Source organism: Burkholderia sp. PR2, assembly GCF_052372875.1.
GTDB lineage: Bacteria > Pseudomonadota > Gammaproteobacteria > Burkholderiales > Burkholderiaceae > Burkholderia > Burkholderia diffusa.
On the sequence record NZ_JBQRWH010000001.1, the window covers coordinates 1,243,929 to 1,258,903 of the forward strand.

Below are 14,975 nucleotides of genomic sequence, written 5' to 3' on the forward strand. Positions count from 1 at the left end.
GCGCAAGACCCGTGGCGCGGGTCGTGTCGACGCTCACCACGGTGGCGCGATGCGCGGGCTTCGCCCACTCCGCGCGTTCGATCGCGACGCGGCGACGGGCGTCAGGGCTCCGCGCGCTGCAAACTGGCTGCCGCGCCAGGCGCGACGCTCATCACGACCACAGCATCGACGCGATCGACAACGAGAGCGCCACGCACAACGGCGAGTAACACAGGCTGTCCATCTGCGCGAAACGCGACCCGCGCACCCGCTTGAAGAAGCCGACGTAGCGGAAATCGCCGACCGCGCGCACCGCGAAGATCAATGCGAGCGCAACGATCGCGAACGCGATCGCGCCGGGATACAGGTTCGGCCACAGCCAGCCGGCGCGCGACGCCACCGCGCATGCGCCGGCCAGCAACGCCGTCGCGACGGCGAGCGTGCCGAGCATGGTCGGCCGCAGGAGCGGTACCCCGTCCTGTTCCGGAATGGCCGCACGCTTGCCGAGCCGTCCGCCGAACGCCCAGTAGACGTGAACGATTGCAATCGCACAAAGCGTCGGCACGCTGAAATACGCGCCGCTCATCTCGGTAAGGTTCCTTGTCTCATCGTGTCGTGATCCAGCCGGAACGGCTCCGGCAGCACGCGGCTCCGTTCCGCGCAACACGAGACGATACCCAAACCACGTGCCGCATGCATTGCGACGTCCGGTCGCAATACGCCACGCCGCGTGCTGCGATGCAATGCGCGCGCACCGTCGCACCGGCCGCCGCTTGACTTCCCTCCGGGCACCACTACCCTTTTATTCCAGTACGGCACTCGAACCGTGCATGCGCAGCCGTCGCATACGTGCCGTTCGCCGGCGCGCTCGGGCACGACAACAATGACGAATACCCATGGAGGCGACTCATGCTGATCGGTGTGCCGAAGGAGATCAAGAATCACGAGTACCGCGTCGGCCTCACGCCGGCCGGCACGCGCGAACTCACGCGTCATGGCCACGGCGTGCTCGTGCAGCGCGGCGCGGGCACCGCGATCGGTCTGCACGACGACGACTACACGGCCGCAGGCGCGACATTGTGCGACGACGCGCGCGACGTCTTCGCGCGCGCCGACATGATCATCAAGGTCAAGGAGCCGCAGGCGGCCGAGTGCGCGATGCTGCGGCGCGGACAGATTCTTTATACGTATCTGCATCTCGCGCCCGATCCCCAGCAGGCGGCCGCGCTGGTGAAGTCCGGCGCGGTGTGCATCGCGTACGAGACCGTGACGGGCCCCGGCGGCGGGCTGCCGCTGCTCGCGCCGATGAGCGAGGTCGCCGGACGCATGTCGATCCAGGTCGCGGCGACGCACCTCGAAAGCCCGCGCGGCGGCCGCGGCGTGCTGATGGCCGGCGTGCCCGGCGTGCCGGCCGCGCACGTCGTGGTGCTCGGCGCAGGCGTGGTGGGCACCGGTGCGCTGCAGATGGCGGTCGGCCTCGGCGCACGCGTCACCGTGCTCGACACGAACGTGGCCCGGCTGCGCCAGCTCGACCTGGTCTTCGCGAACCGGATCGCGACCGTCTGCTCGAACGCGCACACGATCGACGAAGCCGTGCGCGACGCCGACGTCGTGATCGGCGCAGTGCTCGTGCCTGGCGCGTCGGCGCCGCGGCTGGTCACGCGCGACATGATCGCGACGATGCGCACGGGTGCCGTCGTCGTCGACGTCGCGATCGACCAGGGCGGCTGCTTCGAGACATCGCATGCAACGACACATGCGCAGCCGACCTTCGTCGTCGACGGCGTCGTGCACTACTGCGTCGCGAACATGCCCGGCGCGGTCGCGCGCACGTCGACGTTCGCGTTGAACAATGCGACGCTCGGCCATGCGCTCGCGCTCGCCGACAAGGGCTGGAAACGCGCGATGGCCGACGATCCGCATCTGCGCGCGGGCCTGAACGTGTGCGACGGCCGCATCACCTACGAGGCCGTCGCGCTGGCGCTCGGCCTGCCGTACGTACCGGCGGAAGACGTGCTGGCCTGACTTCGGCGGGCGCCGTCACGCGCCCTTCGGGCGGCCGCGCTTCGACGCCCCGCTCGCGTGCATCGTGCGCGCCAGCAGCGGCCGCAGTTGCGCGAGCGTGCGCGTGTTGAGCACGTCGTGCCGCGTGAGCCAACCACGCCGCGCCTGGCCGATGCCGTATTCGAGGTTGTCAAGATCGTCGGCGCACCGTGCGTCCGAGCCGATCGCCACGGCGACACCGGCTTTCGCGGCCTCGCGGCACCAGACGTCCGGCAGATCGAGCCGTCGCGGGTCGCCATCGAGTTCGACGAAGCAGCGGCGCGCGGCGGCCGCGGCGAGCACACGCGGCACGTCGAGTTCGCATGCGTCGCGTTCGCCGAGCAGCCGGCCGGTCGGATGCGCGAGGATCGTGAAATACGGATGATCCATCGCACGCAGGATTCGCCCGGTCTGCGCGTCGCCTGTCAGGTCGAAGCCGTCGCGCACCGCGCCGACGACGAGGTCGAGGCGCCCAAGCACGTCGTCGGGCACGTCGAGACTGCCGTCTTCGCGAATGCCGGCCTCGACGCCCTTCAACAGCACGAAGTCGTCGAATGACGCGTTGAGGCGGTCGATCTCGTCGATCTGCCGCACGAGCCAGTCGCCATCGGCTCGGCCACCTTGCGTATCCGGTGCGCGATCGGTGACGGCCAGATACGCGAGCCCGCGGGCCCGGGCCGCATCCGCCATTGCGCGCAGGCTGTCGCGCCCGGCCGACGCCCTGGTATGCGCATGCAGATCGCCATGAACGTGCCTGCGCTCGACCAGCGCCGGCAGCGTGCCCGCGCGCGACGCGTCGATCTCGCCGCGGTCCTCGCGCAACTCGGGGGGTACCCAGTGAAGACCGATCGCCTCGTAGACGGATGCCTCCGTCGCGCCCGCGATCCGCTCGTCGCCGCGGAATACGCCGTATTCGTTGATCTTCAGGCCGCCGGCCTGCGCGATCCTGCGCAGGGCGATGTTGTGCGCCTTCGATCCCGTGAAATAGACGAGCGCGGCACCGAACGCGCCGGCATCGACGACGCGCAGGTCCACCTGCAGCCCGTTGCCGAGCATGACGCTCGAACGCGTCTTGCCGTTCGCGAGCACGCGCGCGACTTCACCGTAGCCGACGAACGCATCGGCCACCGCGGCCGGATCGCGCGCCGTCACGAGGATGTCGAGGTCGCCGACCGTCTCGCGGTTGCGGCGAAAACTGCCCGCCGGCACCGCTTCCCCGACGCCGGCCACCTTGCGCAGACGCTCGAGCAACGGCATCAGCGATTGCGCGGCATCCGGCAGCAGGAAGCGTTGCGGCTCGCGCTTCAGGCGGTCGTCGATCGCGTCGAGGAGATGGGCTTCGGTCTTCGCGCCGAAACCCGGCAGCGCGCGCACGTGCCCGCTCTTCGCTTCGACGCGTAGCTGTTCGAGCGACTCGACGTGCAGTGCGTCATGCAGCGCCTTGACTCGTTTCGCGCCGAGCCCCGGCACGTCGAGCAGTTCGACGATCGCGCGCGGCAGCGCATGGCGTAGCGTTTGCTGCAGTTCGCAGGTGCCGGTCGAGGCGATCTCGCGCAGCTTCGCCGCGAGATCGGCACCGATCGATGGAATCCGGCCGAGATCGCCGCCGCTCGCGAGCATCGCCGGAATGTCGCGCCCATAATCGGCAATCGTCCGCGCCGCGTTGCGATAGGCGCGCACCCTGAACGGGTTGGCGCCCTGGATCTCGAGCATATCGGCGATTTCGGCGAAGACGGCCGCACACTCGGCATTGTGGATCGGCATGGTCGGCGTGGCTCCCTCCCACGTGGATGGCGCCGTGCGCTGGTGCGGCGGCCTCTGCCCGCCCGGCGCCGCATGTCGACGACGGCGGGCGCCCGTTGATCATCCTGCACCGATTGCCCGTGTCATGTCGCGCGAGGCATGCGGCCTGCGCGGCTCTTGCGCCGATACATCAGAGCGATGCGCGCGGCGTCGTCGCGTAGCGACGCTCGTACAGGGACTGGCAATGCGTGCAACGCTCGGCAGTCGGGCGCGCGAGCAGCCGCTCGTAGCCGACCGGCGCATCGCAATCGATGCATTCGCCGTAGCTGCCGTCGCGGATGCGCTGCTGCGCGCGCCCGATCGCACGCAACTCGGCCAGCTTCATCCCGATCAGCGCGTGATCCATGTCGACGAACAGATCGGCGTTCGCCTCGTCGCCCTCGTCCGGCGCCGCGCCGGCGAGATCCGCATAGGACTCCGACGCGCGCTGGTCCTCGCTCGTGCGAATGTTCGCCCGCAACGCCTGCTCGCTCTCGGTCAGGCGCCGCTGCAGCGTCTGCCGTTGTTCTCGATCGAGCGCCATCGCCGTCTCTCCTTTTCCGGGTTCCGCGCAAAGCGCATGCGGCGCGCGGTTGTCGCGCCGGTGCGCGGCGGGCCGGAACGCCCGGCTCGCCGCGCCCGGATGCGCGCCCGGCCGCACGAAGCGCCGGACGCATTCGACGCAGCATAAACCCAATGCACACGCATGTGTTGACCGTCGTCAGCGCCCGCACCATGCGCGCGAAAAACCGGGGACCGACGCGATAATCCAGCACGCCCGCATTCGTCTGACGCAGCCGCCGTTGAGGTCGATCAATCCCCTGTAAAAAGTTGCGACATAGATTGAAAGCATGCGCGGTGAATCCGCGGTTTTCCGGGAGAACGTCATGTTGTTCGGCGTCGTCATCTGGGTGGCCCTTGCGGCCCTGTTCCCGACGATGGTCGTGCCGACGATCCAGCACGCCATCCAGCCGTCGAGCGCCCAAGCCGCGCCCGATGCCAGCCCCGCCGTCACGCCCACCGCGTCGCCGGCGGCCGCTCAGCCGCCGTCGGACGGTTGACGCGCGGTTTCAGGTGCGCCGTTGCGTGGAGCATCGCATCGACGACGAAAAAACCACGCATAATAATTCGCAATCCTGTTCATCAAAATGCATTACGCCCGACGAAGCCACGAACGACCGTCATCAGGATGATCTTCATGTCGAACCAGAAGCTCCAGTTCTGCATGTAGAACAGATCGAACTTCACACGCGCGGCCATCGCCTCGACCTTGCGCGTCTCGCCGCGATAGCCGTTCACCTGCGCCCATCCGGTGATCCCCGGTCGTACGCGATAGCGATACATGTAGCAGTCGACCAGTTGCCGGTAGAAGTCGTCGTGTTCGATCGCATGCGGACGCGGGCCGACCACCGACATCTGGCCGAACAACACGTTGAAGAACTGGGGCAGCTCGTCGAGTGACGTGCGTCGCAGGAACGCGCCGACAGGCGTGATGCGCGCGTCGTTGCGCGACGCCTGCCGCACGACACCGGGCTGTGCGCGATGCACGCGCATCGTCCTGAACTTGAGGATGTGAAACTCGCGACCGTCGGCACCCTTGCGGCGCTGCCTGAACAAGACAGGCCCCGGCGACGACAGCTTCACGGCGACCGCCAGCACCGCAAGCAGCGGCAGCAGCGGGATCAGCACGGCGACCGCGAACATCCGGTCGAACGCGAACTTCGCCCACAGTTCCGGAGCGGAACGCGGCGTGGTCGCGAGGTTGATTGCCGGCATGCCGAGCACATCGGTCGCGGATCGCTCGACGACCGCCATCTGCCGCACGTCAGGCAACAGTCGCAACTCGACGAACTCGTCGCGCAATTCGCGCACGATGCGCTGAATGCGCGACTCGTGCGACATCGGCAGCGTGAGCCACACTTCGTCGATCTCGCCGCCGCGGATCATGCGCCGCAGCGCGCCCCAGTCGCCGATCACCGGGACACCGCCGATTCCGTCGGCGGCTGCCGAGGCCGGCGCGTCGTCGTCGAACACGCAGGCCGCCGCGAACGGGCCGGCAGGCTCGCGCTGCATGCGCTCGATCGCCACCCGTCCGTAAGCGGTCGCGCCGACGATCGCGACCCGCCGCTGCCGCGCGCGCCGATCGCCCCGCTTGATCGCCAGCGCGCACAGTGCCAGCCTGCCAAGCAGCAGTGCCGCGTCGCCGGACAGCACCGTCCGCGCAATCCAGCGCGTCGTGACCGTGCCGCCGCGGTTCATGATCCACATCGTGCCAGCCACCGTCAGCATGCCCACGCACACAACGGCGATCATCGTGCGCGTCAGCACGGTGCCGCTGTCATGCGACGATGCCGCGCCGCGCGACAAGCGCACACTGCGCGGCAACAGCGCGACCGTCAACGCGCACAGCAATGCAATCGCGCCGCGCTGCGCGTCCGACAGATCGCGCCAGGCGAGTCCCATCACCGCCTGCGCGGCGAGCGCGCCTGCCAGCACGAGCGCGGCATCGGCCGCGGCGATCGCGGCGCGCCGCATCGTATTCGTTCCACCCGCCGTCGCATGCATCGTCACGCACCGTGCGCGGGGAATCCGCCGTGCACATCGTGCATGCGCGATCGCACCGGCATCGATCGCACGCCGGCACGCGTGCCGAGCAGCCGGCGATAGTCCGCACGAATCAGCTCGTAGCACTCGCACGCCTGGCGCTCGAGGCTGTCGCGATCGAGCACCGTGATGCGGCCGCGACGTTGACGAATCAGCCCGGCTTCCTGCAGGTTGCCGGCTGCTTCCGTCACCCCCTCGCGACGCACGCCGAGCATGTTCGCGATCGTCTGCTGCGTGACGGCCAGTTCGTCGCCGTCGATCCGGTCATGCGCGAGCAGCAGCCAGCGGCTCAACTGCTCGCTGACCGAGTGATGGCGGTTGCACAACGCGCTGCGCGAAATCTGCGCCATCATCGCCTGGCAGTAGTTCAACAACAGCCGATACGTCGCCGGCGAACGTTCGAATTCCGCGCGCATCACGCAGGTCGGGACACGGTAGGCCATCCCGCCGATACGGACTTCGATGCGGTTCGATACCGAGGTGCCGCCAACGAGCGTCGCCAGGCCGACCACACCTTCGCGGCCGACCACGGCAACCTCGACCATCGCGCCGTCTTCCATCAGGTGCTGCACCGACATCATGGCGGTCGTCGGGAAATGCAGATGGCGCATCGGTTCCCCGACACGGTCGAGCATGCCGGCCTTGATCCTGACCAGTTCGAGGTGCGGTGCGATGGCACGGATGCTGTCCTCCGGGAGGGCATCGAGGATGGCATTCGCCGAGTAGCTCGAGTGAAGATGAAGCATGTCTGTATCCCATTTGTCTTCCGCGCCGCATGCAACTGCGTCAGCGGAACTCGTTATCGTGATGCGCGTCCTGACGGCGACGCGGGTTGCGGCCCACAACCCTCCATCCAATCGACCTGCGGCTTCACGCCGCCGGATCGAATCGGGCGTCCCGTTTCGATGCGCCCATCTCAATAAGCGATTTACGTGCCAATACCCGCTTCATCCTTAATATATAAATGACCGGCGATTCAGCTCCGCCGAATTACCAACTGAAAACTGTCAAAAGCGTCTCATTTTCGGACACCCTCTGCCACAGTGGACACAGGAAGCGATTCGACTGATCAATGATCACCGAGTGCACGGCGGCGCCAGCAGCGGCGCGCGAAGCTTATCGTTCAAATACTTACGGGCCGTTTTCAATTGTTTCCGTGATGTCTCGCATGGCGCCTGGGCGGTTCACGGCACCTCGAATGATCGTTTGAAACTGTCTCAAATATGAATCTACACATTAATTTACGGCTTTGTAAGCGAACGCACATAACCCACATAACCACATGATTCGATTGATAAATTCACAACCGCAATCTCGATTGTCAAATAATGCCAGATGCATTCTTAATGTTTTACATGTACGATACCCGTCACTTCTCGATTGATTCCGGATCGACATCGAATTCTCGACTTATCCGTCGATCCATATCAACGCGATTAACTCTTCAGAGCATGATCTTCAAATCCATATAACATTTTCATTTACGTTGAATCGTCAAACTTTGTGAAGTGACGTAGTGCGCAATTTATCGAATTCAATTGCGTGCTAGCCTTTTCCCGCGATCGTCATTCGAATTTCGACGAACACAAATCCGCACGCGCGTGCTAAATCCCCCGGGATACCGCCGCGCGACGTGCGACCGCCCCCTACGAGGATGCGCCGTGACCCACCAGGCCAATGACGCCGTCGCCCACGCGAACGGCATGATCGAGCTCTCCCACAGCTTCGACGCCAACCGGTTCCTCGCGGCCCTCGACCGCGAGGAACGCGCCACGCTGATTGCCAATCTTCAGCTCGTTCACCTGAAATCGGGCCAGGTGCTGTGCGAGCCCGGCGAAACGCTCACCGCGGTTTACCTGCCCGTCACGACGGCGATTTCGCTGCAGTACGTTTCGTCCGGCGGCATGACGCTGGAAGTTGCCGAGATCGGCAGCGAGAGTGTCGTATGCGACGACGTGATCGGCGGCAGCGGCCGGATGCCGTGCCGTGCCGTCGCATGCCGCGACGGCTTCGTCTACCGGCTGGACCGACGCATCTTCACCGCCGCTTTCGATGCGTCGCCGGTGATTCGCCACCTGGTGTTTGTCTGCGTGCGGCTGCTGATGGCCCAGGTATCGCAGATCACGTTCTGCAGCCGTCATCACGTGCTCAAACATCAGTTATGCAGATGGTTCCTGCTTGCCTACGACCGGTCGCGCAGCATCGAGATCCAGGTCACCCACAGCATGCTCGCGCAGATGCTCGGCGTGCGTCGCGAGACGGTCACGGACGCAGCCGGCGAGATTCAGAAACTCGGCCTGATTCGACAGTACCGGAGCTCGATCGAGCTTGCCGATCTTGCGGGCCTCGAGAAAATGTCGTGCGGCTGCCGCGCGATCGTGCGCGACGAGATGAAGCGCATCCTGTCGGCCGACTCGAGCGTGACCGCTGCGGCACGCGCGTGATGCGCACGCCGTTTCGGCGCACGCGTGCGATCCGAGTCAGCCGATTGTAGGGTGGCGTACAGAACGCCGTGCTTGCGAATGGTCTACTGATGCCGGACTGCCGGGGGGATGTCAGCGCGCTGCGCGCGTCCGACCGTGCGGACGACATCACACACGCCGGAGCAGCACGTGAAAAACGAAATCAGAACCATCCTCAAGCACGTTGCCCACCTCGAAGCTGCGATCGATTCGATCGGTGACGGGGACGACCTCTACGAAGCGGGCCTCTCCTCGCTCGACACGATCCAGTTGATGCTCGCGATCGAGAAGCAGTTCAACATCGAGATTCCCGACGAGATGCTGAACCGCAATCTGTTCCGCAGCATCGACGCGCTCGCGGACACGATCGCTACGCTGCAACGCTCCGAGCATTCCGCATGAGCGCGCTGCTTCCCGAACTCGCGGCCGACGACGATGCGCGCCGGCTCGACGAGGCCGCGCACGCGGTCGCGCAAATCGCCGCCCAGCACGCGGATGCGGTCGATCGCGACGCGCGCTGCCCTGTCGAAGCGATCGAGGCCATGCGCGCGCGCCGCCTGCTGAGCGCAATGGTCCCGGCCCAGCTCGGCGGCGCCGGCGCATCGCTGGCCGATATCGCATCGGCATGCTCGATCCTCGGCCAGGCCTGCGCATCGTCGGCGATGGTGTTTGCGATGCATCAGATCCAGGTCGCCTGCATCGTCAATCACGCTGCCGACCAGGGCTGGCACAAGCTGTTCCTGCAGCAGCTCGTGCGCCATCAGTGGCTGCTCGCGTCGGCGACGTCGGAAGACGGCGTCGGCGGCAACCTGCGCGCGAGCCAGTGCGCGCTCGCGACCAACGGCGGCGAATTCCGGCTGCACAAGTCCGCGCCGACGATCTCGTACGGCGACTATGCGGACGGTATCCTCGCGACCGCGCGGCGCGACGCCGACGCGCCGGCGTCCGACCAGGTGCTCGTTACCCTGCTGCGCGACGGCTATACGCTCACGCGCCGCGGCGAATGGGACACGCTCGGCATGCGCGGAACGTGCAGCAACGGCTTCGTGCTCGACGCACACGGCGCGACCGAGCAATGCCTGCCCGTGCCGTTCGCGCAGATCGCCGAACAGACGATGGTGCCGGTTTCGCACATCCTGTGGGCGGCGGTGTGGATCGGCGTGGCCGGCGATGCGTTCCATCGCGCGCATCAGTTCTTCCGCGCGCAGGCGCGCCAGACTGACGGCGCGCCGTCGCCCGCGTCGCGGCGCATCGCCGAATCGCTTGCGCTGATGCAGGCGATGCAGGCCCGCGTCGACAACGTACTGCGCCTCTATGCCAGCGCGTCGCCCCGCTCGTGGTCGGCCGGCATGGCCTGGGCTGCCGAGATCAACACGCTGAAGACTTATGTGTCGTCGACCGCGCTCGAAGTCGCACAGCAGGCAATGATGATCTGCGGGATGGCCGGCTACAAGCACGGCACGCCGTTCAGCATCGGCCGCCATCTGCGCGACCTGCACGCGGCGCCGCTGATGATCAGCAACGACCGCATTGCCGCCAATACCGCGAGCTTGCTGCTCGCATTGCGTCCCGCGACGCTGGAGATCCATTCGTGAACGACCGCCTGTCCGTGCCCTCCGCCGCCACCCCGTCCGACGCGCCGCTCGACCGCGCGGGCGTCAATCCGCTGCGCGACGAGCTGATCGATGCGGGCCTGCTCGTGTCGACCGGCATCCAGGGCCTGTTCGGCCGCAGCGAACGGTTCGAGCGCGTCGTCGAGGCGCTCGACGCCTTCGTCACGCGCCTCGGCGCCGACCAGCAGGCCGAAGTGTTGCGCTTCCCGCCGGCGATGAGCCGCACCGAATTCGAGCGCAGCGAATACATGAAGAGCTTCCCGCAACTCGCGGGCAGCGTGCACGCGTTCTGCGGCGACGAACAGCGTCACCAGCGCGTGCTGCAGTGCCTCGACCGCGGCGAGGACTGGACCGAAAGCCAGAAGCCGACTTACGTCGTGATGACGCCGGCCGCCTGCTACCCGGTCTATCCGGTCGTCGCGCGCGCGGGTGCACTGCCTGACCACGGCCGCATCGTCGACGTGTTTTCGTATTGCTTCCGCCACGAGCCGTCGCTCGACCCGACCCGCATGCAGTTGTTCCGGATGCGTGAATACGTGCAGATCGGCACGCCCGAGCAGATCGTCGCGTTCCGCGCGACGTGGATGGAGCGCGGCACGCGGATGATCGAGGCGCTGCGGCTGCCGAACGCGATCGATCTCGCGAACGATCCGTTCTTCGGGCGCGGCGGCAAGATCGTCGCGAACAGCCAGCGGGAGCAGAACCTGAAGTTCGAGCTTCTGATCCCGATCGAGCACGACGATCGCCAGACCGCGTGCCTGAGCTTCAACTACCACATGGATCACTTCGGGTTGCTGTGGGACATCCGCACTGCAACGGGTGACGTCGCGCACACGGGCTGTGTCGGCTTCGGCCTCGAGCGGCTGACGCTCGCGCTGTTCCGTCATCATGGTTTCGACATCGACGCATGGCCTGCCGACGTTCGCGACGTGCTGTGGGGTACGCGATGAAATTCGTGTCCCGCGACGGCGAGGATGCGTCGTTCGAGGACGTGCGCCACCGCGCACGCCACTACCGGCCGCACCCGCTGCACAGTCAGGAGATGGTCTGGAAGCAGACCAACTGCTACGTCGACATGTGGCTCGAGGCGCTCCGGTGGTGGGGCCTCAATCCCTACGCGGCGCTGCCGTTTACGATCGCACTCGATTTCGAGGGCGACCAGTTCACGTTCTTCAAGTTTCCGCACGACGAACTGGAGCGGCTTTACGGAATCGTCGTGCAGGAACACTCCATCTACGAGCCGCTCGACCAGCACATCGAGACGCAGGTCGCGCGCGGTCACCTGATGATCGTCGAAGTCGACGCGTGGTTCCTGCCGGACACGCGCGGCAGCAGCTACCGCACGCAGCATACGAAGACGACGATCGGTATCGACGCGATCGATCGCACGCGCCGCCAGATCGGCTACTTCCACAACAGCGGCTATTACGTGGCCGAGGATATCGACTACGACGGCCTCGTCGGCGGCGGTTCGCCGATGCCGCTGCCGCCTTACGTCGAGTGCGCGAAGCGGCGTTTCGCGCCGCTTGACGAGCGCGCACTGTGCGAAGCCTCGCTCGCGTCGCTGCAGCGCCATCTGCGCCGCCTGCCGGTCGTCAATCCGGTCACGATGTTCCGGCGCCAGTTGCAGATCGATGCGAAATCACTCGCCGTCTCTCCGCTCGAACGGTTCCACGCGTACTCGTTCAATTCGGTGCGGCAACTCGGCGCGAACTTCGAACTGTTCGGCCACTACGCGCGCTGGCTGCAGGCAAGTGGCTGCGTCGGACCGTTCGCCGAGGTTCGCATCGCCTGCGACCGCATCGCGTCCGAGGCGATGGTGCTTGAGTTCCGGCTGGCGCGGGCCTGCGCGCGCGGCAAGGAAGAGCGCGGCGACGCGACGCTCGAAGCGATCGAAGCGGCTTACGCCGACCTGATCGACTGCGCGCGGCAGATCACCCCGCCGCTTCAGCACGCGGCACCCGTTCGCGGCGACGCGGCCCCCGTGCCGCTGATGCGGTGATGCGCGCTCCAGCCGCGCTCGCGTGGTCGATGCTCGCCACGGCCGCGGGCGCCGCGCGCGGGCCGCTCGATCTTCCCGCCGACGGCTGGGTCGCCGCCCCCGTCCCCGGCACGGTCGCGCAAGCGCTCGCGCTGGCCGGACGGCCCGACGACACGGCGTCGCTCGACGAGCGCGACCACTGGTATCGCGTCGAACTGCATGGGCAAGGGCCGCGCGTGTTGCGCTTTCACGGCCTCGCGACACTCGCCGAAGCATGGCTCGACGACACGCCGGTCCTGCGCTCGGACAGCATGTTCGTCGCGCACGACGTGCCCGTGTCGCTCGACGGCACGCATCGGCTGACCGTCTGCTTCCGCGCCCTTGCGCCGCACCTGCGCGACGTGCGCGCACCGCGGCGTGCACGCTGGCGCACGCGCCTGGTCGACCCGGCGACGCTGCGCGCCGTTCGCACGTCGCTGCTCGGGCACATGCCGGGCTGGTTTCCGCGCTGCGTGCCGACCGGACCGTGGCGGCCCGTCGACGTCCTCGATCCGGCCGACGGCCCCGTTCTCGTTCATTGCGACCTGCATGCGCGCATCGACGGCGACACCGGCTGGCTCGACGCGGAACTCGCGTTCGCCCGACCGCTGCCCGAGGCGTTCACGGCCCGGCTGTCGTGCGGCGAGCACCACGCGACACTCGAGCGCAGCGGCGTCAGCCGCCTGCACGCGAGCGTCGCGGTGCCGAACGTGCGCCGCTGGTGGCCGCACACGCACGGCGAACCGGTGCTCTATGACGTCGCATTACACATCGGCGCCGACCGACGATCGCTCGGCGCGACAGGCTTTCGCACGATCGAGCAGGACGCGGGCGACGACGGCAAAGGGTTCGGCGTGCGCGTGAACGGCGTACGCGTGTTCGCGCGCGGTGCTTGCTGGAGCAGCGCTGCGCCGCTCGCACTGCACGCGGACGACGCAACCTATGGCCGGCTGCTCGGACACGCGCGCGACGCAGGCTTCAACATGATTCGCGTCGGCGGAACGATGGCGTACGAGGCCGACGCATTCCACGCGTGGTGCGACCGGCTCGGACTGCTGGTCTGGCATGACTTCATGTTCGCGAACTTCGACTACGCGCTCGACGATCACGCGTTCGCGGACGCCGTCGATCGCGAAGTCGAACAGTTCCTCACGCGCCACCGTGCGTCGCCATCGCTCGCGGTGCTGTGCGGCGGCAGCGAGATCGCGCAGCAGGCCGCGATGTCGGGGCTCGGGCCGAGGCAGCGCTTCCTCGAACTGACCGCCGAGCGCCTCGCCGGCCATGTGGCGAAGCGACGGCCCGACGCGCTTTACGTCCCCGACTCGCCCGACGGCGGCGTGCTGCCGTTCATGCCGCGCGAACGCGTATCGCACTACTATGGCGTCGGCGCGTACCTTCGCCCGCTCGACGACGCGCGTCGCGCCGACGTGCGCTTCGCAAGCGAATGCCTCGCGTTCGCGAACGTGCCGTGCAATGCGATGCTCGCAAGCCTCGGCTGGCCGGGCGTACACGAGCCGCGCTGGAAAGCGGCCGTGCCGCGCGATCCCGGCACGTCGTGGGATTTCGACGATATTCGCGATCACTATCTGCAGACGTTGTACGACGTGGCACCCGACCGCCTGCGGCGCGAGGACCCGTCGCGTTACTTCGAGCTGTCGCGCGCGGTAATCGCGGACCTGATGCGGGACACGTTCTCGGAATGGCGGCGCACCGGCTCACGCTGCGCGGGTGCGCTCGTCTGGCAGTTCCAGGACGTGATGGCGGGCGCCGGATGGGGCTTGCTCGATGCGACGCATCGGCCGAAATCGGCATGGTATGCGCTGCGCCAGGTACTTCAACCGGTGCAGGTCCTGCTCGTCGACGAAGGGCTGAACGGGCTCGACGTGCACGTGATCAACGAGCGGCCGGCGCCGCTGTCGGCAGCCGTCGAGCTGGTCGCGCTGCGCGACGGCCGCACGCCGGTCGCGCGGGCCGGCGGGCCGCTCCGGATCGCCGCGCACGGCACGGTGCGGCTCGATTCGGCCGAATTGCTCGGTCGCTTCTTCGACTGGACCTACGCGTATCGCTTCGGTCCGTGCGAGCACGATACCGTCGTCGCGACGCTGCGCGCCGAGGACGGCACGCTTCTGTCGCAGGCCTTCTACTTCCCGTCCCGCACGCACCCGGCCGTATTCGCCCGCCGCGAACCCGGCATCGAGGCATGCGTGTCGCGCACCGGCGACACATGGCACGTCGACATCGACACGCGCCACGTCGCGCGTCACGTGCAGATCGACGCACCGGGCTTCGTGCCGCGCGACGACTGGTTCGATCTCGCGCCCGGCACGCCGGCACGCGTCGCGCTCGTGCCGCAGGATAACGCCGGCGACCATCCGGCCGCCGGCGCGCCACCGACCGTCGAGATCCGCGCGGTCAACGCCGCACGAACCGTGCGCGCCGCGTTGGCCGGCTGACGCGACCGGACCGCACACA

General features: G+C 67.3%; 13 protein-coding genes. 8 read left to right on the plus strand and 5 right to left on the minus strand.

The features are described 5' to 3' along the window. Window positions 1-151: 151 nt before the first annotated feature. Window positions 152-565 carry a DUF3995 domain-containing protein gene (locus ACT2FV_RS05425; RefSeq protein WP_444503393.1) on the minus strand — a complete coding sequence of 138 codons (414 nt, stop codon included), beginning with the start codon at window positions 563-565 and terminating at the stop codon, window positions 152-154. A 323-nt stretch (window positions 566-888) separates the two neighbouring features. On the opposite strand from ACT2FV_RS05425, the gene ald reads away from it, so the two are divergent. Beyond that, window positions 889-2,004: an alanine dehydrogenase gene (ald, locus tag ACT2FV_RS05430; RefSeq protein WP_124623680.1), complete on the plus strand. Its 1,116-nt coding sequence runs from the start codon at window positions 889-891 to the stop codon at window positions 2,002-2,004. 15 nt (window positions 2,005-2,019) lie between these two features. Here ald and polX read toward each other — a convergent pair whose 3' ends face one another. Together polX and ACT2FV_RS05440 are read right to left on the minus strand one after the other, a co-directional pair. Then, window positions 2,020-3,786 carry a DNA polymerase/3'-5' exonuclease PolX gene (gene polX, locus ACT2FV_RS05435; protein ID WP_444503394.1) on the minus strand — a complete coding sequence of 589 codons (1,767 nt, stop codon included), beginning with the start codon at window positions 3,784-3,786 and terminating at the stop codon, window positions 2,020-2,022. 169 nt (window positions 3,787-3,955) lie between these two features. Then, on the minus strand, window positions 3,956-4,348 hold the full coding sequence (locus tag ACT2FV_RS05440; RefSeq protein ID WP_444503395.1) for a TraR/DksA family transcriptional regulator: 393 nt from the start codon (window positions 4,346-4,348) through the stop codon (window positions 3,956-3,958). A gap of 343 nt (window positions 4,349-4,691) precedes the next feature. Between ACT2FV_RS05440 and ACT2FV_RS05445 the strand changes: the two genes are divergently transcribed. Next, entirely contained in the window at window positions 4,692-4,865 is a 174-nt protein-coding gene (locus ACT2FV_RS05445; protein ID WP_170296460.1) for a hypothetical protein, read from the plus strand. Window positions 4,866-4,947: 82 nt separating this feature from the next. On the opposite strand, the gene ACT2FV_RS05450 is transcribed toward ACT2FV_RS05445, so the two are convergent. Continuing rightward, complete coding sequence (locus ACT2FV_RS05450; RefSeq protein ID WP_059599331.1) at window positions 4,948-6,339, minus strand: undecaprenyl-phosphate glucose phosphotransferase; 1,392 nt, start codon at window positions 6,337-6,339, stop codon at window positions 4,948-4,950. A 32-nt stretch (window positions 6,340-6,371) separates the two neighbouring features. Continuing rightward, on the minus strand, window positions 6,372-7,154 hold the full coding sequence (locus tag ACT2FV_RS05455) for a Crp/Fnr family transcriptional regulator (protein ID WP_059599269.1): 783 nt from the start codon (window positions 7,152-7,154) through the stop codon (window positions 6,372-6,374). 915 nt (window positions 7,155-8,069) lie between these two features. On the opposite strand from ACT2FV_RS05455, the gene ACT2FV_RS05460 reads away from it, so the two are divergent. From ACT2FV_RS05460 to ACT2FV_RS05485, 6 genes are all read left to right on the plus strand, one after another. After that, a complete protein-coding gene (locus ACT2FV_RS05460) occupies window positions 8,070-8,852 on the plus strand; it encodes a Crp/Fnr family transcriptional regulator (RefSeq protein WP_444503396.1) in 783 nt (260 codons plus the stop codon). 168 nt (window positions 8,853-9,020) lie between these two features. Further along, entirely contained in the window at window positions 9,021-9,272 is a 252-nt protein-coding gene (locus ACT2FV_RS05465; protein WP_047903457.1) for an acyl carrier protein, read from the plus strand. Then, a complete protein-coding gene (locus ACT2FV_RS05470) occupies window positions 9,269-10,465 on the plus strand; it encodes an acyl-CoA dehydrogenase family protein (protein WP_174906652.1) in 1,197 nt (398 codons plus the stop codon). The genes ACT2FV_RS05465 and ACT2FV_RS05470 overlap by 4 nt, the downstream gene beginning before the upstream one ends. Next, on the plus strand, window positions 10,462-11,433 hold the full coding sequence (locus ACT2FV_RS05475) for an amino acid--[acyl-carrier-protein] ligase (RefSeq protein WP_059599267.1): 972 nt from the start codon (window positions 10,462-10,464) through the stop codon (window positions 11,431-11,433). The genes ACT2FV_RS05470 and ACT2FV_RS05475 overlap by 4 nt, the downstream gene beginning before the upstream one ends. Beyond that, window positions 11,430-12,485, plus strand: a complete 1,056-nt coding sequence (locus ACT2FV_RS05480; protein ID WP_444503397.1) for a DUF1839 family protein — start codon at window positions 11,430-11,432, stop codon at window positions 12,483-12,485. Before ACT2FV_RS05475 ends, ACT2FV_RS05480 begins: the two co-directional genes overlap by 4 nt. Further along, window positions 12,482-14,956: a glycoside hydrolase family 2 protein gene (locus ACT2FV_RS05485; RefSeq protein ID WP_444503398.1), complete on the plus strand. Its 2,475-nt coding sequence runs from the start codon at window positions 12,482-12,484 to the stop codon at window positions 14,954-14,956. The genes ACT2FV_RS05480 and ACT2FV_RS05485 overlap by 4 nt, the downstream gene beginning before the upstream one ends. Window positions 14,957-14,975: the final 19 nt, after the last annotated feature.